Source organism: Massilia sp. MS-15 (assembly GCF_020176695.1).
Taxonomy (GTDB): Bacteria; Pseudomonadota; Gammaproteobacteria; order Burkholderiales; family Burkholderiaceae_D; genus Telluria; species Telluria hydrophila.
In genome coordinates this window covers 137,102-156,044 of record NZ_JAIWIA010000030.1, presented here as the reverse complement: position 1 = coordinate 156,044, position 18,943 = coordinate 137,102, and the positions used below count along the sequence as shown (strand labels likewise).

Genomic DNA, 18,943 nt, shown 5'->3' with positions numbered 1-18,943 from the left:
CGGGGCGGGGCCCCCCGGCGGCGCCGGTGCGGCCGGAGCCCCTACCACCGGCAGCGCCGTGTCGACGAAGCTGCCCTGCCCTACCCCGCCGCGCAAGTAGCCTTCGGCGGCCAGCTGTTCGTAGGCCGCCAGCACGGTCTGGCGCGAGACCTGCAGCTGGCGCGCCAGCGTGCGGGTGGCCGGCAGGCGCGCACCCGGCGCAAGCCGGCCGTGCAGGATGGCCTCCTTCAGCCGTGCATAGAGCTGGCGGAACAGCGGCGTGGCGGCCCCGCGCTCGAGCGGGGTGGCGGCAATGAGTTCGTCGGCGATCATGGATTGGTATGCCCATCTTCGCGCGGATTGGCACTTTGAGCAAGCCAAGGCTGGCACTAGGATGGCGGCTCCACATCGCAAGGAGCGGCAATGAAACAGTTCGGGGCGGAGGTGCGCTGGGAACGCGCCGGCCAGGCATTCCTTGACGGGCGCTACAGCCGCGCCCACGACTGGCGCTTCGACGGCGGCCTGCAGCTGCGGGCCTCGTCCTCGCCGCTGTCGGTGCCGGTGCCGCTGTCCGACCCGCAGGCGCTCGATCCGGAAGAAGCACTGGCGGCGGCGGCCTCCAGCTGCCACATGCTGTTCTTCCTGGCGCTGGCCGCGCAGGCCGGCTACATCGTGGACAGCTACCAGGACGGTGCCGTCGCTTACCTCGGCCAGGACGCGGACGGCCGCGACGCCATCACGCGCATCGAACTGCAGCCGGCGATCGTGTTCGGCGGCCCGGCGCCGACGCCGGCGGCGCTCGCCGGGCTCCACCACGCGGCCCACACGCGCTGCTATGTCGCGAATTCGCTCAAGGCGGACATCCTGGTGCTGGAGACGCACTGATGTACCTGCCGACCCGCCACCGCCAGTCCGACCCGCAGGCGATCCATGCGCTGATCCGCGCCCATGCGCTGGGGATGCTGGTTACCCAGGACGATGGCCGGCCGGACGCCGACCACCTGCCCTTTACTTTCGTCCCCGCCGCCACCCGGACGGACACCGAACCGGCGGATCGACCGCAGGACCTGTTGCGCGCCCACGTGGCGCGCGCCAATCCGCTGTGGCGGCGCGCGGGACAGGCGGTGCTGGTGGTGTTCCGCGGCCCGGACGGCTACGTGACGCCGGATCGGCACAAGAAAATCGCCCGGGGTGGACGGGTGGTGCCGACCTGGGACTATCACGCGGTGCACGTGCATGGAACGCTGCGCGCGCTGGACGATCCGGCCTGGCTGCGTGGCTTCCTGCACGCCCAGACGGCGCAGCATGAAGCAAGCCAGCCACATCCCTGGTTGGTGGCGGACGCGCCGCCGGAATACATCGAGGACATGCTGCGCGCGCTGGTCGGCATCGAGATCGCCATCGAACGCATCGAAGCCAAGTGGAAAGGCGCCCCGCCGGCGCCGGCCGACGGCTGCGCCTGAGGGCCGGGCAGCCCTACTTCTTCATCGGTGTCGGCTCCTTGCCGGTGGCGGTGCTGGTATCGTTGCCTGGCGTTCCCGCCGTGCCGGTGGCGTTGCGCGCGGTGCGCGCGATCAGCTCGTCGGCCGCCAGCAGGTGCTGTTCCACGACCGGCCGCATCTTCGTGGCCAGCGCCTTGATGTCGGGGTCCTTGATCTTGTCCAGGTTGTCCTTCAACTGCTCGTGGGTGACGCGGTGATCGCGCCGGCCCGCCTGCTTCATGTAGGTGCGGTCGAAGATGTCGCCGCTCAGGGTCTGCAGCAGCGCGCCCTTGGCCTTGTACTTGACGTTCAGCTCCTTCGGCAATTCGACACCCTTGGCCTGGGCCAGGGCCTGGACTTCGGCCAGGGTCTTGCCGTGTTCGTCGAGCATGCGCTGCGCATAGGCCTTGATCTCGGGATTCACACCCTTGACCAGCGCCAGCCTGGCGTTGGCGATCTCGGCCATGTTGGACTGGGCCATGTCGATGAGGGCGTTGCGGTCCGAACGCTCCAGCTTGGCTGCGGGCTTGGCCGGGGCCGCGGCCGGCTGGGCTGCCGGTGCCGGAACCTGGGCCTGAGATTGGGCCGGGGTTTTGGCCTGAGGCTGGGCTGGGGCCTGGGCCTGCGCTGCGCCGGCGGCGAACAGCGCGCCGGCCAGCGCCAGCGCGGAATGGATGCGCGGTATCTTCTGCATGGAATTCTCCTTGATGCGGCTGCGTGCACGCCTGCGCCCGTCCCGCGCGGGACGGCGTCGCCGGCGTGCCACAGCCTGTAACACTTCAGCCGATCACTTGCCCGAGGTGGTGCCGGACTTGTGCGACGACATCTGCTGGGCCGCCTTCAGGTGCTGCTCGACGGTCGGCATCATCTTGGTGGCCAGTGCCTTGACGTCCGGGTCCTTGGCGCTCTTCGCCCCCTGCTGCAGCTTGCTGTGGGTCTGCTTGTGGTCGGTCACCCCCACGGTCTTCATGTATTCGCGGTCGAAGGCCTCGCCACTGAGCTTTTCCAGCTTGGCCGAGATGGCCTTGTGCTTGGCGTCCAGCTCGGTTGGCAGGGTCACGCCCTTCGTCTGGGCCAGGGCCTGCACCTCGGTCAGGGCCTTGCCGTGGTCATCGACCATCTGCTGCGCGAAGGTCTTCACTTCCGCGTTCTGGCTCTTGCTCAGGGCCAGCTTGCCGGTCTCGACCTCGGCCATGTTGGCAATGGCCATGTCGGTGAGCGTTTTCTTGTCCGCGGCGCTCAGCTTGGCGACGCCGGCCTTGCCGGTCATGTTCGACTGGCTGGTGGCGCTCTGGGCGCTGGTCTGGGCCTGCACACCGAAGGCGCTGAACATGGCGGCAAAGGCGCCCACTGCCAGCATCTTCTTGACAACCTGATTCTTTTGCATGAGCTTCTCCTGTGCTTGTCGTGAATGGGGCAGCCGCCCAGGTCGTACAGGCAGCCTCTCCATTGTTCTGATATCGGCGATGTCGAGCGCGTTCGAGTGTAGCGGTGGGTTTGACGGCACAGCGCACGTTAGCCAGATGGCAATTTCTTGCGTAAGGAGGCGGGTAATGCGGGCGAAACAAGGCCAGTCCGTGGACTGGCGCTGGCCTGGCGATCGGTCGCGCCGCCGGTTCAGCGGAAGCGCAGCGTGGCGCTAAGGTCGCCCGGTGGGCGCTTGGCATGCGGCGACACCACACTCGCCGGGATGTGCGAACCTGGCCCCCAGCGGTCGCCCTGTGGCGGCGCCACGTGGTCCCCACCAGCCGCCATTCTCGTCGAAGGTGACACCACGACCATGTCCTGCCACTGGGGCGACTTCTTGAGGTGTTTGATCACGTTCGCGACTAATATTGCGCGCTGGAATATTTACGCTGGCATCCCACCCGTGCGCCTGGCACGGCTGGCCGGCGTATAGTGGGTTGGCGCGGCGGCCGGCCGCGAAGCGAGGTCATGATGAAAGCGAATTTGTCGCCTGCCGACACCTGGCAGGGCCTTCCCCTGAGCCCGGCGCAAAACCGGGAAGTGCTCAACTATGTACAGCGTTGCCAGCGCGCCGGTGTCGACTGGGACACGCCGGCATTGCAGGCCATGCTGCACGACATGCTCAGTCCGCCCGAAGTGCCGGAAGACAGCGATGAGGACCTGGCCCAGTGTTCGGAAAGCGCCCGTTTCGCCGCTACCCACGAAGAGCCTGGCGACGAAGGCGATGCCTACGGCGGATTTGGCGCGGGCGGCGCAGGCCAGGCTTGAATCGGCTTTCACCAACGGCACGGCAGGCGGTGTGCGTCAAACTCCGGTCATCTTTCATCGTCACAATACAAGTGTTCCTGCAAAGGAACACTGGCGGTACAGGCCGCCCTACCGGCGTCGGCGGTCGGGAAATATACCGGCACCAATTCGATCTACAGCAGCGGAATCAGGATATCGTAGGCGTTGTCGGGACGGTTGCCATCGTCGAGCGAGGGCGTGTAGCGCCGGTCGTAGCGTTCGATGCGCCAGCCTTCCTCGTCCTGCACCATGCCCAGCTGCTCGATGGCGGCGTAGCCGGTCAGATAGGTAGCCTGCACGCGCGTCATCGGTCCGCGGTGCGTCAGCATCGCGTAGCGGCGTTCCGGAATCCGGATGCCGATCATGCCCGCCGGCAGATTGTTCAGGTCCGCGACCTCGGCGGCCACGCATTCGAGGTGCTGGCCATCCTGGTCTTGCAAGCTCACGCTGTAGCGCAGCCCGTTGGTGTCGCCAAGTTCGCTTTCGCGCTCCAGGAAGCTGCTCCAGATATCCGGCATGTCCGCTTCCAGAACCGAAGACGGACCTGCGAGCGGCAGCCCGGCGAGCTTCATTTCAGGCAGGGTAACAGTAGAGATGTGCATGGTATCGGCTACAAAGTGGACACAGAAATTATAGCCTTAACTCCTCGACAATATTGTCACGCACGCAATCGTGCGCACGCATTTTTCATGTTCTGGCAGGACAAGCGTGCAATAGCGCACACAGCGGTATTGACGATGGTCAGCGCCACCGCTTCGCACCCGGGGTCCGGGCTGTGCTGCGACACATATTCCGTCATCGCCACCGCTCAGGCGCGCATTCTTGCAGTTCGTCGCAAACGCCAGCCCGCCCGCGCCGGCCTCCCTACAATGGATGCATACCACTTACCGGAGACCACCATGCAACGCCTGATCCTAGCTACCCTGCTGAGCGCCGTTTCGCTGCTCGCCCATGCCGATGAGCAGGCGCGCAGCCTGCCTCCCTTCAAGGGCATCGCCGTGCACGGTCCGGTCAGCCTGAAGGTGGAAGCCGGCAAGTCGTATTCCGTCAAGGTGTTTGGCGACCCGCGCTTCATCGAGCGCGTCACCAGCGAAGTGGTGGACGGCGAACTACGCCTGGACATGAAGGACAGCAAGCGCAACACCATCGACAGCGAAGACCGCGTGGTCGTCACCATGCCGGCGCTGCAGACCTTCAAGGGCGAAGGGGCCGGCCTGATGCAGCTGACCAATATGCGCGGCGAGCGCCTCGACGTGAACTACCGCGGCGCCGGGCGCCTGGCCATCGATGGCCAAGTGAAGGAACTGCGCCTGCGCGCCCAGGGCGTGGGCGAAGTCGACGCCAGGTCGCTGCTGACGCAACATGCCGACGTCAGCTTCGAAGGCATCGGCGCGGTCCATGTCCACGCCCGCGACAGGCTGGACGCGACCGTGCGTGGCATGGGCAGCCTCAACTACTACGGCAACCCGCGCGTGGTGCACAAGTCGGTGTCGGGTATCGGCAGCGTGGTGGCGGTCAAGTAAGGCCACGGCGGCACCGCTGCGCGCTCAGCGGTTGGCGATCTCGAGCAGCACCTCGGCATGGCAGGGACCGTCGAGCGGACACCAGCAGGCCAGGTTGCGGCCGCGCAGCGCGGTGCGCGCTTCCAGCGCCAGGCACTGGCCGGCGGGATCCTGTTCCACCCAGCGGCGAAACGCGGCCACCGCTTCCGCCACGCTCGGCATGGCGACGTAGCGCGTGCCCACCGGCGTTCCCGGCGCCAATTCCGGCAGTACCGAAAAGGGATTGCCCCAGCGCCCGGGACGCGCCACCGACACCGTGTTCGGCGGCAGCTTCCAGCCCTTCTTCCTGCTCAGTTGCACGCGTACCGGGCTCATGGGACCTCGAACAAAGCGCTTGCCGAAAAAGACACCGCGTGATTGTGGCGCCGGATGCCATGCATGCGCGCACGCTTGACACCTGCTCTACCTGTCCGCGATCGGCAGCACGCGTCGATCCGCAAGCACATGATGTCGGGGTTGGCGCCGGGCCGCTAGTTGGGCTGCCGCACGACCGGGCATCCGGCCCGCAGGGTGTTGTGGACTTCGGCCACCGCATCGGTCTGCGCCAGCAGGCGCTCGATGTCGGCCGCCGGCGCCGGCGAATTCACCCAGGCCCGGTAGCGAACATCGGTGGCTGCCAGCCCAATGCCGGGGAAGGAAGCGCTGGCCTCGACCCGCACGCTGTCGAGCACGATGCCGAGCCGCTGCGCTTCGCGGTACAGGTCGTTGCAATAACAGGTGGCCAGGGCCAGCATCAGGAACTCGCCGCCGTTGACACCGGAACCTGGCCCGCCCGTCCTGGGCGGCACGTCCAGCGGGCGGCGCGTTCCATCGGTGTCCACGGCGACCTGGTGCGCCGCGGACGAATTGTCGACAAGGGCAGTGATGCGCATGAGACCTCCCGGCCCGGCAGGGGCCAGGAAGGATGCTAACCCAGCTGGCGGCGCGGCGCATCCATCGTCGGCAGGAAGACCGCCAGGATGCCGAACAGCGGCAGGAAGGAGGCGATCCGGTACACGGCCTCGATGCCGGTGCTGTCCGCCAGCGCCCCCATCACCGCCGCGCCGATGCCGCTGATGCCGAACATCAGGCCGAAGAACAGGCCCGCGATCATGCCCACCTTGTCCGGCACCAGTTCCTGGGCGAACACCACGATGGCCGAGAACGCGGACGACATCACCAGGCCGATGATCACGCTCAACACCGCGGTCCAGGCCAGGCTGGCAAAGGGCAGTGCCAGCGCGAAGGGGGCCGCGCCGAGGATCGAGAACCAGATCACGCGCTTGCGGCCGATGCGGTCGCCGATCGGCCCGCCGGCGAAGGTGCCGGCCGCCACCGCCGCCAGGAACAGGAACAGGTACATCTGCGCCGCTTCCACGCTGACCCCGAACTTCTCGATCAGGTAGAAGGTGTAGTAGCTCGACAGGCTGGCCATGTAGATGTACTTCGAGAACACCAGCAGCGCCAGCACCGCGAGCGCCCACAGCACCCGCCCGCGCGACAGCCCGGGCCCCGCATGGACCGCGACCGTGCGCGTGGCCTTGCGCAGGTGCCCGGCATACCAGTGGCTGACCTTGAACAGCACCGCCACCGCCAGCAGCACCAGCAGCATCAGCCAGGCGATCCGGCCCTGGCCGCTGCCGATGATGATGGCCGCCGCCAGCAAGGGCCCGAAGGCCGAGCCGAGGTTGCCGCCGACCTGGAACAGCGACTGGGCGAAGCCGAAGCGTCCGCCCGAGGCCAGCCGCGCCACGCGCGAGGCTTCCGGATGGAAGGTCGACGAGCCGATGCCGACCAGGCCGGACGCCAGCAGCAGCATGGCGAAGCTGCCGGCGCTCGCCAGCAACGCGACCCCGAGCAGGGTCACGCACATCCCGGCTGGCAGCAGGAAGGGAATCGGGCGCCGGTCGGTGACCAGCCCGATCCAGGGCTGGAGCAGCGAGGCGGTGCACTGGAAGGTGAGTGTGATCAGGCCGATCTGGGTGAAGCTGAGCGCGAACTCCTGCTTGAGCAGCGGGTAGATCGCGGGCAGGACCGCCTGCACGCAGTCGTTCAGCAGATGTACGAAAGCGACGGAGAACAGGATCTGCATGACTGCCGCCGGCGGCGCGGACGGCGTGGCGGTGGATGCTTGCGGAGGTGGCATGAAGAGGTGCGGCGCAGTGTGGAAAGCGGTACAAGTGTACACTGCGCGGCCCGCCCGCGTCGCCGGCGGCCGGCAAGGCCGGCCACGGCAGCGCAGGCGGCAGGCAACGAAGACTCAGTAGATGGCCTTGCCCGCCGTATCCTTGAGCTGGACCTTCCACACGCCTTCCACCAGCTTCACGACCGATGCCGGCAGCGGCACATAGTCGAGTTCCGCAGCGGCCGCGGCGCCGTTCTTGAATGACCAGCCGAAGAAGTTCAGCACTTCCTTGCCCTTGGCCGCGTCGGCCTGCGCCTGGTGCAGCAGGATATAGGACGCGCCGGTGATCGGCCATGCCGCCTTGCCCGGCTGGTCGGTGAGGATCACGGCCAGGCCTGCCGTCTTCGCCCAGTCGGCATTGGCAGCGGCGGCCTTGAAGGCCTCGTCGTCCGGCTGCAGGAACTGCCCGTCGCGGTTCTGCAGCTGGGTGTGGCTCATCTTGTTCTTCTTCGCATAGGCCCACTCGACATAGCCGATCGAGCCCTTGATGCGCTGGACGTTGGCGGCCACGCCTTCATTGCCCTTGCCGCCGACGCCGGTGACCCACTTGACCGCCGTGCCGGCGCCGATCGTCGACTTGAATTCGGCATCGACCTTGGACAGGTAATCGGTGAACAGGAAGGAGGTACCCGAACTGTCGGCGCGGTGCACCACCGTGATGTCGGTCGCCGGCAGCTTCACGCCCGGGTTCAGGGCGGCGATTTCCGGGGCGTTCCACTTGGTGACCTTGCCCAGGTAGATGTCCGCCACGACCGGGCCGCTCAGCTTCAGCTGGCCCGGCGCGATACCGTCCAGGTTCACGATGGTGACCACGCCGCCGATAATGGCGGGGAACTGCACCAGGCCCGCGGCATCGAGTTCCTCGGCCTTCAGCGGCATGTCCGACGCGCCGAAGTCGACCGTCTTGGCCTTGATCTGCTTGATCCCCGCGCCCGAACCGACCGACTGGTAATTCATTTCGGTACCAGTGGCCGTCTTGTAGGCAGCGGCCCATTTCGCGTAGATCGGATAAGGGAAAGTCGCGCCCGCGCCAGTGATGCTCGCGGCCGAGGCCGACGACAGGGTGAGCACTGCGATTGCGCCTGCCAGCACGGTGTGGATCATCTTCATCGTTACTCCTTGTTGTGGGGGATGGGTTTCGCTGGCGAAGAATGTACGTCCAGAAAATGACCGTTTGATGAACTTTCCACCTTCTTGAAAATATCTTTTTTAATTTCCGTTTTGTAACGAAACTGACATATCCAGGCAATAGGATGGCGGCCATCGCGACCTGCAAGCCCCATCGCGCAACCGTCCTTTTTCCGGAGAAAAGCAATGCAACAAAAACTTCTGGCTGCCGCCCTGTTCACCTGCCTGCCGATCGCGGCAAGCGCCCAGACCAACGTGCAGATATACGGTGTCCTGGACGCCGCCATCGCGTCGGAAGACAATGGTGTCGCCCGCCGCACCGTGCTCAATTCTGGCAACCAGTCGAGCAGCCGCTTCGGTTTTCGCGGTACGGAAGACCTCGGTAACGGCCTGAAGGCCCTGTTCAACCTGGAAGGCGGCGTGGCGATCGACACCGGCGCCGGCGACTCGGCCCTGTTCGGCCGCCGCGCGGTAGTGGGACTCGAGGGTGGCTTCGGTACCGTGACCGTGGGCCGCGAATATTCGCCGATCGCCGCGGTCGCTTCCAGCACCGACATCACCGGCCAGGGCTTCTACGGCAGCAACCTGTCGGCATTCAACTACCTGACCCGCCGCCTGTCGAACTCGGTCAACTACAAGAGCGCATCGATGTCCGGGTTCAAGGTGCTGGCCGCGTATGCCGCCGGCGAAGCCACGCCGGGCCAGCCGAAGAGCAACCTGAAAGGCGTGGGACTGGAGTACGCGCAAGGCAGGCTGTACCTGGGCGCCGCTTACCACACGAATGACAACAACGTGCTTGGCGATACCGAGGAATATGCCTTCGGCGCCGGCTACAAGTTCGGCGAGCTCGACGTCAAGGGCAACTGGCTGGTGCAGGATGCCGCCGGACGGAACAACAAGTTCACCCAGTACAACCTGGGCGCGGCCTATCCGATCGGCGCCGGCAGGTTGTTCGTGAACCTGCAGCAGAACAGGATCGAGAACGGCGCCCGCGGCAAGGGCTGGAACGTCGACTACAGCCATTCCCTGTCCAAGCGCACCAGCCTGTATACCGGCTATGCCCGCCTGGACAACAACGACAAGGGGAACTTCTCGCTGAACTCCTCGTCGGTCAGGCTGGCGCCGGGCAAGATTGGCGTCGATCCTTCGGTGTTCAACATCGGCGTGCGCCACAGCTTCTGACGCGCATTCGCTTCAATCGAACTTGCTGAAGTCCGGCTTGCGCTTCTCGAAGAAGGCGGTGAACGCTTCTTTCGCTTCCGGCGCCACCAGCATGGCGCCGAACTGCTTGTTTTCCACCGCAATGGTGTCCGCAACCAGGGCCGCGCGCGAACGGCGCATCAGGGCCTTGGTGGCGCGGATCGACGCGGCCGGCAGCGCGATCAGCTTGGCCGCCTGCTGCTCGGCGAAGGCGCGCAGTTCGGCCGCCGGCAGCACGCGCGCGACGATCCCCATCTCGAAGGCTTCCATGGCGCCGAAGGCTTCGCCCAGCATCAGCTTCTCGGCGGCGCGGGTATAGCCGGCCGCCTGCGTCACCAGCAGCGAGGAAGCGAATTCCGGACACAGGCCGAGCTGCGTGAAAGGCATCGAGAACTTGGCGTTGTCGGCGCAGTAGACCAGGTCGCAGTGCATCAGCATGGTGGTGCCGATGCCGACCGCGGCGCCGGCAACGGCCGCGATCACCGGCTTGGTGCAGCTTTCCAGCGCGCGCATGAACTGGAACACCGGGCGGTCTTCGGTCATGGCGCCGGCACCCGCGTTGTTCAGGAAGTCGTCGAGGTCATTGCCGGCGGTGAAGATCTCCGGCTTGCCGGCGATCAGGACGACGCGCACGGCCGGGTCTTGCTCGGCATCGAGCAAGGCCTCGGCCATGCTGGTGTACATGGCGCCGGTGATGGCGTTCTTGCGCGCCAGGCGGTTGAATTCGATGCTCAGGAGGCCGTTGGCCTTGTTGATCAGCATGTCCATTGTCAGGAGTCTCCCGTTTATTCTGGGTCTGGATGAACGCGTGGGCAGGAAACCTGCCCACCCTACAAAAGCGGGATTGCCGCAGATCGTAGGGTGGGCGGATCTCCCGCCCACGCGGTGATGGTTGGCAGCCGCATCACGTACACGGCGATGCAGCCACTATCCGGAAATTAAACGCGCTCGATGATACCAGCCGCGCCCATGCCGGCGCCGACGCACATCGTCACCATGCCGTACTTGAGGTTGTTGCGGCGCAGTGCGTGCACGACGGTCGCGGCGCGGATGGCGCCGGTCGCGCCCAGCGGGTGGCCGAGGGCGATCGCGCCGCCCATCGGGTTGACCTTGCTCGTGTCGAGACCCAGGTCGCGGATCACGGCCAGCGCTTGCGCGGCAAACGCTTCGTTCAGCTCGATCCAGTCCAGCTGGTCCTGGGTGATGCCGGCCGCGGCCAGCGCGGCGGGAATCGCGACCTTCGGGCCGATGCCCATGATCTCCGGCGGCACGCCGCGCACGGCGAACGAGGAGAACTTGGCCAGCGGGGTCAGGTTGTGCTCCTTCAGGATCTTCTCGCTGACGACGATCAGCGCACCGGCGCCGTCCGACATCTGCGACGAGGTCGCGGCGGTCACGCTGCCCTTGGCGGCAAACACGGGCTTGAGCTTGGCCATGCCTTCCATGCTGGCGTCGGCGCGCGGGCCTTCGTCCAGGTCCACGGTGCGGCGCTTGACCGAGATTTCGCCGGTCGCCAGGTTCGGCGTGCGGGTAACGATCTCGACCGGGGTGATCTCGTCCTTGAACAGGCCGGCCTGCTGGGCGGCGATGGCGCGGCGGTGCGATTCCAGGCCGAAGGCGTCCTGGTCTTCGCGCGAGATCTTCCACTGCTCGGCCACCTTCTCGGCGGTCAGGCCCATGCCGTAGGCCAGGCCCACGTTCTCGTCCTTGAAGGTTTCCATGTTGATCGACGGGTGGTGGCCCATCATCGGGACCATCGACATCGATTCGACGCCGCCGGCGATCATCACGTCGGCTTCGCCCACGCGGATGCGGTCTGCGGCCATGGCCAGGGCGGTGATGCCCGAGGCGCAGTAGCGGTTGACGGTGACGCCGCCCACGGTGTTCGGCAGGCCTGCCAGCACCACCGCGTTACGCGCCACGTTGAAGCCCTGCTCCGCTTCCGGGAACGAGCAGCCGACGATGGCGTCGACGATCAGGGCCGGGTCCAGGTTCGGCACGGCGGCCATCGCGCCACGGATGGCGTGCACCAGGAGGTCGTCCGGGCGGGTCTTGTTGAAGAAGCCGCGCGGCGCCTTGCCGATCGGGGTGCGGGTCGCTGCGACGATGTATGCGTCTTGAAGTTGTTTGCTCATGATTTGTTCGTCCTGTTCGTTCGGCGCTTAGTTACCCGTTTAGTTACGGACCGGCTTACCGTTCTGCATCATGCCCATGATGCGTTCCTGGGTCTTCGGATTGGCCAGCAGCGCGATGAAGGCCTTGCGTTCCATGTCGAGCAGCCACTGCTCGGACACGACGCTGCCCTGGTCGATGTCGCCGCCGGTCACGATCTCGGCGATGGTGTCGCCCAGGTGATAGTCGTAGGCCGAGATGAAGCCGCCGTCACGCATGTTGACCAGCTGGCCGCGGATGGTCGCCCAGCCGTAGCGGCCGGTGACGGTCACCGGACGCTTCGCCGGGGCGCGGTAACCGGCGTCAAACATCGCGCGCGCGGTGGTCTTGGCCACGTGCAGCAGTTCGTACGGGTTGAAGACGATGACGTCGTCTTCCTTCAGGTAGCCCATGGCCTTCGCTTCCAGGGCCGATTTCGACACCTGCGCGGTGGCCGCGTTGGTAAAGCCGGTCTTCAGGAATTGCAGGATGTCGTTGCCCTTCGCTTCGGTGAATGCACGGACCGCCGCTTCCTTCAGGCCGCCGCCGGCCGGCACCAGGCCGACGCCGACTTCAACGAGACCAATGTAGGACTCGATCGAGGCCACGCGCTTCGATGCGTGCAGCATCATCTCGCAGCCGCCGCCCAGCGCCAGCCCCGCGACAGCGGCGACCACCGGGATGTTCGAGTACTTCATCTGCATGAACACGTTCTGCAGGTCGCGCACCATCGGCTCCATCGCCTTGGCGCCGCCCATCATGAAGGCGGGCAGGGCCGACTGCAGGTCGGCGCCGGCCGAGAAGGCGCCGCCTTCGGCCGCGTCGGTGTTCCAGATCACCAGGCCCTTGTAGCCCTTCTCCGCCTCAAGCATGCCGCGCTGCAGGCCCTTCACCACGCCTTCGCCGATGACGTGCATCTTGGTCTTGAGCGAGATGACCAGCACCTCGTCGTCCGCGTGCCACAGGCGCACCGAGTCGTCCTCGAACACGGTGGTGCCGAAGGTCTTCGGATCGACAGTGGTCGAACCCAGCACAGGCGCGCGGAACTGCTGGCGCTGGTAGACCGGCAGGTCGGACACGGGAACGTAGGCGTTCTTCGATGCCGAGAACGAGCCCTCGGCGGTGTGCACGCCCTTCTCTGCCACCGGGCCTTCGAACACCCAGGCTGGCAGCGGTGCATTGCACAGGGCCTTGCCACTATCGATATCTTCCTTCACCCACTGGGCGATCTGGGTCCAGCCGGCGGCCTGCCAGGTCTCGAACGGGCCGACGCTCCAGCCGAAGCCCCAGCGCATCGCGAAGTCGACGTCGCGCGCGTTGTCGGCGATGGTGTCGAGATGGAAGGCGATGTAGTGGAAGGCGTCACGGAAGATCGCCCACAGGAACTGCGCCTGCGGGTTGGTCGATTCGCGCATGGCCTTGAACTTCTTGACCGGGTCCTTCTCTTTCAGGATGCGCGCGACGATGTCGGCGGCCTTGGCGCCGCTCGGGACATAGTCGCCGGTGGCGAAGTCGAGGCGCTGGATCTCCTTGCCGACCTTCTTGTAGAAGCCGCCGCCAGTCTTCTGGCCCAGCGCGCCCTTCTCGATCAGCTTGGCCAGCACGTCCGGGGTCTTGTACAGGCTGAAGAACGGATCGTCCTGCAGGGTGTCCTGCATGGTCTTGATCACGTGGCCCATGGTGTCCAGGCCCACGACGTCGGCGGTACGGAAGGTGCCGGATTTCGCGCGGCCCAGCTTGGCGCCGGTCAGGTCGTCGACCACATCCACCGACAGGCCGAATTTTTCCGCTTCATGGATGGTGGCCAGCATGCCGAAGATGCCAACGCGGTTGGCGATGAAGTTCGGGGTGTCTTTCGCACGCACCACGCCCTTGCCCAGGGTCGAGGTCAGGAAGGTTTCGAGCTGGTCCAGGATCTCCGGGCGGGTGCTGGTGGTCGGGATCAGTTCGACCAGGTGCATGTAGCGCGGCGGGTTGAAGAAGTGCACGCCGCAGAAGCGCGCCTTCAGTTCCTCATCAAAACCTTCGGCCAGCTTGTTGATCGACAGGCCCGAGGTGTTGGAGGCGAAGATCGCGTTCGGCGCGATGTGCGGCGCGACCTTCTTGTACAGGTCGTGTTTCCAGTCCATGCGCTCGGCGATGGCTTCGATGATCAGGTCGCAGCCAGCCAGTACGTCGAGGTTGTCCTCGTAGTTGGCCACTTCGATCAGGGCCGCGTCGTCCTTGTTGCCCAGCGGGGCCGGCGACAGCTTCTTGAGGTTCTCGATGGCGCGCAGGACGATGCCGTTCTTCTGGCCTTCCTTTGCCGGCAGGTCGAACAGCACGACCGGCACCTTGGCGTTCACGCAGTGCGCAGCGATCTGCGCGCCCATCACGCCGGCGCCCAGCACGGCGACTTTCTTGACGATGAAATTGGACATTCTTATTTCCTTGGATAAGTCGTCGCTCCCATGATGGACGGGAGCGACGTGATGGTGGTTAGAACAGGTCTGCGTCCATGGCCAGCAGGTTCGATGCACCCGAACGTGCCTGGCGGATCAGCATCGCGGTTTCCGGATACAGGCGGGCGAAGTAGAAGCGCGCGGTGTGCAGCTTGGCCGCGTAGAACTTGTCGCTAGAGTCCTGCTTGCCAAGGGCGATCTTCGCCATCTGCGCGAAGAAGTAGCTGAACACCAGATGGCCCACGACGCGCAGGTAAGGCACGGCGGCGGCACCGACTTCATCCTGGTTCTGGAAGGCCTTCATGCCGATTTCCATGGTCAGCTTGGTGACCTTTTCGCCGAGTTCGCCCAGCGGGGTCACGAATTCGGACATCGATTCGTCCAGGCCATTCTCTTCGACGAAGGCCTTGATCTTCTCGCCGAAGGCGCGCAGCTTGGCGCCGTTGTCCATCAGGATCTTGCGGCCCAGCAGGTCCAGCGACTGCACGGTGTTGGTGCCTTCGTAGATCATGTTGATGCGGGCGTCGCGCACGTACTGCTCCATGCCCCACTCGCTGATGTAGCCGTGGCCGCCGTACACCTGCATCGCTTCCGAGGTCGCGATCCAGCCGTTGTCGGTGATGAAGGCTTTCACGATCGGGGTCAGGAGCGCGACTTCGCCAGCGGCTTCCTTGCGCACTTCCTCGTCCGGGTGGTTCAGTTCGCGGTCGATCTGCAGCGCGATGTACGAGGTCAGTGCGCGCGCGCCTTCGGCGAAGGCCTTGGCCGTCAATAGCATGCGCCGCACGTCCGGGTGCACGATGATCGGGTCGGCCGGCTTGTCCGGTGCTTTCGGGCCGGACAGGCTACGCATCTGGATGCGGTCCTTCGCATACACCAGCGCGTTCTGGTAGGCGACTTCGGTCAGGCCCAGCGACTGCATGCCGACGCCCAGGCGGGCGGCGTTCATGAACACGAACATCGCCTGCAGGCCCTTGTGCGGCTGGCCGATCAGGGTGCCGATGGCGTTGTCCAGATTCATCTGGCAAGTGGCATTGCCGTGGATGCCCATCTTCTCTTCGATGGCGCCGCAGGCGATGCCGTTGCGCTCACCGATCGAGCCGTCGGCATTGACCTTGAACTTCGGCACCAGGAACAGCGAGATGCCCTTCGAGCCTTCGGGTGCGTCCGGCAGGCGTGCCAGCACCAGGTGGACGATGTTCTCGGCCATGTCGTGTTCGCCGGCCGAAATGAAGATCTTGGAACCGGTGATGCTGTAGGTGCCGTCAGCCTGCGGTTCGGCCTTGGTGCGCAGCAGGCCCAGGTCGGTGCCGCAGTGCGCTTCGGTCAGGCACATGGTGCCGGTCCACTCGCCCGAGACCAGCTTCGGCAGGAACAGCTTCTTCTGCTCGTCGGTACCGTGCTCCTTCAGGCACTCGTAGGCGCCGTGCGACAGGCCCGGGTACATGGTCCATGCCTGGTTCGAGGAGTTCAGCATCTCGTAGAACGAGTTGTTCAGCGAGACCGGCAGGCCCTGGCCGCCGTATTCCGGATCGCACGCGAGCGCGGCCCAGCCGCCTTCGACGTACTGTTTATAGGCTTCCTTGAAGCCCTTCGGGGTCGTCACGGCCTTGGTAGCGGCGTCGAAATGGCAGCCTTCGCGGTCGCCCGAGTGGTTCAGCGGGAACAGCACTTCCTGCGTGAACTTCGCACCTTCTTCGAGCACCTGGTTAATGATGTCGGCGTCGATCTCCTGGTAGGCAGGCAGGTTCTTGAACTCTTCGCTGACGTTGAGGAATTCGTGCAGAACGAACTGCATATCCCGGATTGGCGCGACGTACTGACCCATGGTTTTCTCCTGAACGAAGGTAAAAGTTGTTGTGACTGGCCGGCAGCGGGCGTAGGCCTACTGCATCGCCGGATTGCCTTGCGGCGGAGTTGGATTGCGATAGTTTTCGATCAGCCGCTCGAAACCGCGGCGTGCCCGCTCGACCGCGCCTGGATTGCGCAGGAAGCGTGCGTCGTGGTGCAGGGCCAGGATCAGCCCGTACATTTCATACACCAGCTGCTCGGCATCGGTGCCGGGCCGCAGGTGGCCGACCTCGATCGCCTGGCGCGCGGCGCGGCGCAGCGCGTCCTGCCAGGCCTGCACCATCTTGACCAGTTCCTCGCGGATCGGGCCGGGGCGGTCGTCATACTCGACGGCGCCGCTGATGTAGATGCAGCCAGACGCGATCTCGACCGACACGCGCTGCAGCCAGCGCTCGTACATCGACTGCAGGCGCGGCAGGCCGCGCGTCTCGCGCACGCTGGGGAAGAACACTTCCTGCTCGAAGCGGTGGTGGTACAGCTTGACCACTTCGAGCTGCAGGTCTTCGCGCGAACCGAAGTGCGCGAACACGCCGGATTTGCTCATGTTCATCCGGTCGGCCAGCACGCCAATGGTCAGGCCTTCCAGGCCGTCGCGGCTCGACAGCTCGAGCGCCACGTCCAGGATCGCTGCCCGCGTCAGTTCGCCCTTGCGCATGAATTTGGCTGAAGTAGAGATAGCTGCCCCTGAATCGAAAAAATCCGAACGCTCGTACTATTATCTACCAGAGATGAAATGTCAAACGGGAACTTAGAGGCGAGATTCTATTGATGCAAGACAACGGCAGGCGGCTTGGCGCACCTGCTGGGCATCCCTACCCCGACCTGGCAAGGAGAATGTTGTCGCAGATGTAAAGGTACAGCATTTCGGGGCTGCGTGGCGTATGCGGCAGGTATTCCGGAGCACTTGTTTATTTGCCCCGGAACAGCTTCCAGTACTGCCGCGCCGCCTTATGCCAGCGCGCGCAGCATCAGTCCCGTGATGTAGGCGCAATAGGTGCCCAGCGCATAGCCGAGCACCGCCAGCAGCACCCCAACCGGCGCCAGCGCCGGGTGGAATGCCGTGGCCACCACCGGCGCCGAGGCAGCGCCGCCGACATTGGCCTGCGAGCCGACCGCCATGAAGAACAGCGGCGCGCGGATCAGCTTTGCCACCAGCAGCAGCAGGCCGCCGTGCACGCAGATCCAGATCAGGCCCAGCACGAACAGCCACGGGCGGTCGAGCAGCGCGTTCAGGTCCATCTGCATGCCGATGGTGGCCACCAGGAAGTACAGCATGGCCGAGCCGAGGGTCGAGGCGCCGGCGCCTTCCAGGCTGCGCGCCCGGGTGAAGCTGAGCAGCATGCCGAAGGTGGTGGCGAACACCACGATCCAGAAGAAGGACGAAGTCAGGCTGTAGTCCTGCAGGCGCCACTCCTGCGGCAGGCTGGCGATCCAGCCCACGGTGGGACCGGTCAGTGCGTGCGACAGGCCGGTCACGCCCAGGCCCACGGCCAGGATCACCATCACGTCGTTCAGGCCCGGCATGCGCGCGTGCTCGGCCTGGTAGCGCTCGATGCGCGCCTTGAGGGCGTTGATGGCGGACAGGTCGGCGCCGGTCCAGCGGTCGAACGCCTGGGCGCGGCCGGCCAGGAACAGCAGCACCGCCATCCAGACGTTCGCCACCAGCACGTCGACCGCGACGAACTGGCCGAACAGGGTGGCATCGACCTCGAACACTTCCTTCATGGCCGCCTGGTTGGCGCCGCCGCCGATCCAGGCGCCGGTGATGGTGGTCATGCCGCGCCAGGTCTCTCCCGCCACCGTTTCCGGGTGGATGACGCGCATGATCTCGAACGAGGCGACGGCGCCGAGCATGATACCGGCGGTGCCGGTCAGGAACATGATGATCGCCTTCGGGCCGAGCCGCACGATGGCGCCGAAGTCGATCGCGATACAGAGCAGCACCAGCGCGCTGGGCAGCAGGTAATCGCGCGCCACCGGGTACAGCTTCGACAGGCTGCCGTCGATGACGCCCAGGGTGTTCAGGACGGCCGGGACCAGGTAGCACAGCAGCAGGGCCGGCACGTAGGTATAGAACTTCTTCCAGAAGCCATCTGTCCGGGAAGAAGACCAGAAGACGAAACCGAGGATGCTTGCGAGAATGCCGAGCACGACGGCATCGCTGGTGACGAGAGGAACAGCAGTTTGCATGGAATGATCATCAGGAGCTGCCGGGACATCGACCCAGGCGCAGCCCACGGTGATGCCCGACCGGGAGCCTTGCGGCCGGGAACGGGCATTTTACATTCCCGCCAGAAATTGCAAACTAAAATACGGCCACTACCGCGGCCGGCGCACTCACTCGTCGGAGATGCGGGTGATCGCGCGGCGATCGCGCTTGGTCGGGCGGCCCTTGATGTCCAGGCTCGGTTCCGGGAACAGGCGGCGCGCTGTCTTGTCGTTCTCGCGCCTGGCGATGCTCTCGTCGGTCTCGAAATACAGGGACCGTGCGACCGGCGCCGGGCCGCGCTTGTCGGAGAGCGCGGCCACGATCACTTCCCAGCGGTCGGAGCCGTTGTCGATGACCAGCCTGTCGTTCACCTTGACGTTGCGCGAAGGCTTGATCGGCTCGCCGTCGATCCGCACCCGGCCACGGTCGATCGCATCGGTCGCCATCGAACGCGTTTTAAAGAATCGCGCCGCCCACAGCCATTTGTCGATGCGTACGTTGTTGTCTTCCTTGTCTGCCATCCT

At 65.5% G+C, this 18,943-nt stretch carries 21 protein-coding genes; 5 read left to right on the top strand and 16 right to left on the bottom strand.

Going from position 1 to position 18,943, the window contains the following annotated elements; translation table 11 throughout:
• On the bottom strand, window positions 1-312 hold a 312-nt coding region (locus LCI23_RS13135), incomplete at its 3' end, for a GntR family transcriptional regulator (RefSeq protein WP_224946900.1).
• Between the two features lie 90 nt (window positions 313-402).
• Between LCI23_RS13135 and LCI23_RS13130 the strand changes: the two genes are divergently transcribed.
• Together LCI23_RS13130 and LCI23_RS13125 are read left to right on the top strand one after the other, a co-directional pair.
• Window positions 403-864, top strand: a complete 462-nt coding sequence (locus tag LCI23_RS13130; protein WP_224946899.1) for an OsmC family protein — start codon at window positions 403-405, stop codon at window positions 862-864.
• The gene (locus LCI23_RS13125; RefSeq protein WP_224946898.1) at window positions 864-1,442 is read left to right on the top strand and encodes an FMN-binding negative transcriptional regulator; all 579 of its coding nucleotides are present in this window, start codon (window positions 864-866) and stop codon (window positions 1,440-1,442) included. Before LCI23_RS13130 ends, LCI23_RS13125 begins: the two co-directional genes overlap by 1 nt.
• A 13-nt stretch (window positions 1,443-1,455) precedes the next feature.
• Here LCI23_RS13125 and LCI23_RS13120 read toward each other — a convergent pair whose 3' ends face one another.
• From LCI23_RS13120 to LCI23_RS13110, 3 genes are all read right to left on the bottom strand, one after another.
• Window positions 1,456-2,154 (bottom strand): DUF4142 domain-containing protein, encoded by a 699-nt coding sequence (locus LCI23_RS13120; RefSeq protein ID WP_224946897.1) that lies wholly within the window; start codon window positions 2,152-2,154, stop codon window positions 1,456-1,458.
• A 93-nt stretch (window positions 2,155-2,247) separates the two neighbouring features.
• Entirely contained in the window at window positions 2,248-2,847 is a 600-nt protein-coding gene (locus LCI23_RS13115) for a DUF4142 domain-containing protein (RefSeq protein WP_224946896.1), read from the bottom strand.
• Between the two features lie 230 nt (window positions 2,848-3,077).
• Entirely contained in the window at window positions 3,078-3,296 is a 219-nt protein-coding gene (locus LCI23_RS13110) for an alkaline phosphatase family protein (protein WP_374041170.1), read from the bottom strand.
• A gap of 99 nt (window positions 3,297-3,395) precedes the next feature.
• Between LCI23_RS13110 and LCI23_RS13105 the strand changes: the two genes are divergently transcribed.
• Entirely contained in the window at window positions 3,396-3,695 is a 300-nt protein-coding gene (locus LCI23_RS13105; RefSeq protein ID WP_224946894.1) for a hypothetical protein, read from the top strand.
• Between the two features lie 152 nt (window positions 3,696-3,847).
• Here LCI23_RS13105 and LCI23_RS13100 read toward each other — a convergent pair whose 3' ends face one another.
• Entirely contained in the window at window positions 3,848-4,315 is a 468-nt protein-coding gene (locus LCI23_RS13100; RefSeq protein WP_224946893.1) for a GyrI-like domain-containing protein, read from the bottom strand.
• 297 nt (window positions 4,316-4,612) lie between these two features.
• Here LCI23_RS13100 and LCI23_RS13095 point away from each other — a divergent pair, with 297 nt between their 5' ends.
• Window positions 4,613-5,236: a GIN domain-containing protein gene (locus LCI23_RS13095; protein WP_224946892.1), complete on the top strand. Its 624-nt coding sequence runs from the start codon at window positions 4,613-4,615 to the stop codon at window positions 5,234-5,236.
• A 24-nt stretch (window positions 5,237-5,260) separates the two neighbouring features.
• Here the strand turns inward: LCI23_RS13095 and LCI23_RS13090 are convergent, their stop codons facing one another.
• The 4 genes from LCI23_RS13090 to pstS form a co-directional block, all read right to left on the bottom strand.
• A complete protein-coding gene (locus LCI23_RS13090) occupies window positions 5,261-5,590 on the bottom strand; it encodes a DUF4326 domain-containing protein (protein WP_224946891.1) in 330 nt (109 codons plus the stop codon).
• Between the two features lie 155 nt (window positions 5,591-5,745).
• On the bottom strand, window positions 5,746-6,147 hold the full coding sequence (locus LCI23_RS13085; protein WP_224946890.1) for an OsmC family protein: 402 nt from the start codon (window positions 6,145-6,147) through the stop codon (window positions 5,746-5,748).
• A 35-nt stretch (window positions 6,148-6,182) separates the two neighbouring features.
• Window positions 6,183-7,400 (bottom strand): MFS transporter, encoded by a 1,218-nt coding sequence (locus LCI23_RS13080; protein WP_224946889.1) that lies wholly within the window; start codon window positions 7,398-7,400, stop codon window positions 6,183-6,185.
• A gap of 114 nt (window positions 7,401-7,514) precedes the next feature.
• Window positions 7,515-8,543, bottom strand: coding sequence for a phosphate ABC transporter substrate-binding protein PstS (gene pstS, locus LCI23_RS13075; protein WP_374041169.1), 1,029 nt, complete (start codon window positions 8,541-8,543; stop codon window positions 7,515-7,517).
• 210 nt (window positions 8,544-8,753) lie between these two features.
• On the opposite strand from pstS, the gene LCI23_RS13070 reads away from it, so the two are divergent.
• Entirely contained in the window at window positions 8,754-9,749 is a 996-nt protein-coding gene (locus LCI23_RS13070) for a porin (protein WP_224946887.1), read from the top strand.
• 12 nt (window positions 9,750-9,761) lie between these two features.
• Here LCI23_RS13070 and LCI23_RS13065 read toward each other — a convergent pair whose 3' ends face one another.
• The 7 genes from LCI23_RS13065 to LCI23_RS13035 form a co-directional block, all read right to left on the bottom strand.
• Entirely contained in the window at window positions 9,762-10,535 is a 774-nt protein-coding gene (locus LCI23_RS13065; RefSeq protein WP_224946886.1) for an enoyl-CoA hydratase, read from the bottom strand.
• Between the two features lie 170 nt (window positions 10,536-10,705).
• Window positions 10,706-11,902 carry an acetyl-CoA C-acyltransferase gene (locus tag LCI23_RS13060; RefSeq protein WP_224946885.1) on the bottom strand — a complete coding sequence of 399 codons (1,197 nt, stop codon included), beginning with the start codon at window positions 11,900-11,902 and terminating at the stop codon, window positions 10,706-10,708.
• 39 nt (window positions 11,903-11,941) lie between these two features.
• Window positions 11,942-14,338, bottom strand: a complete 2,397-nt coding sequence (locus tag LCI23_RS13055) for a 3-hydroxyacyl-CoA dehydrogenase/enoyl-CoA hydratase family protein (RefSeq protein ID WP_224946884.1) — start codon at window positions 14,336-14,338, stop codon at window positions 11,942-11,944.
• A 58-nt stretch (window positions 14,339-14,396) separates the two neighbouring features.
• Window positions 14,397-16,187 (bottom strand): acyl-CoA dehydrogenase C-terminal domain-containing protein, encoded by a 1,791-nt coding sequence (locus LCI23_RS13050; protein ID WP_224946883.1) that lies wholly within the window; start codon window positions 16,185-16,187, stop codon window positions 14,397-14,399.
• A gap of 57 nt (window positions 16,188-16,244) precedes the next feature.
• Window positions 16,245-16,865 (bottom strand): TetR/AcrR family transcriptional regulator, encoded by a 621-nt coding sequence (locus LCI23_RS13045; RefSeq protein WP_224946882.1) that lies wholly within the window; start codon window positions 16,863-16,865, stop codon window positions 16,245-16,247.
• Window positions 16,866-17,158: 293 nt separating this feature from the next.
• Window positions 17,159-18,400: a DUF819 domain-containing protein gene (locus LCI23_RS13040; protein WP_224946881.1), complete on the bottom strand. Its 1,242-nt coding sequence runs from the start codon at window positions 18,398-18,400 to the stop codon at window positions 17,159-17,161.
• A gap of 147 nt (window positions 18,401-18,547) precedes the next feature.
• Window positions 18,548-18,940 carry an RNA-binding S4 domain-containing protein gene (locus LCI23_RS13035; protein WP_224946880.1) on the bottom strand — a complete coding sequence of 131 codons (393 nt, stop codon included), beginning with the start codon at window positions 18,938-18,940 and terminating at the stop codon, window positions 18,548-18,550.
• Between the last annotated feature and the right edge of the window lie 3 nt (window positions 18,941-18,943).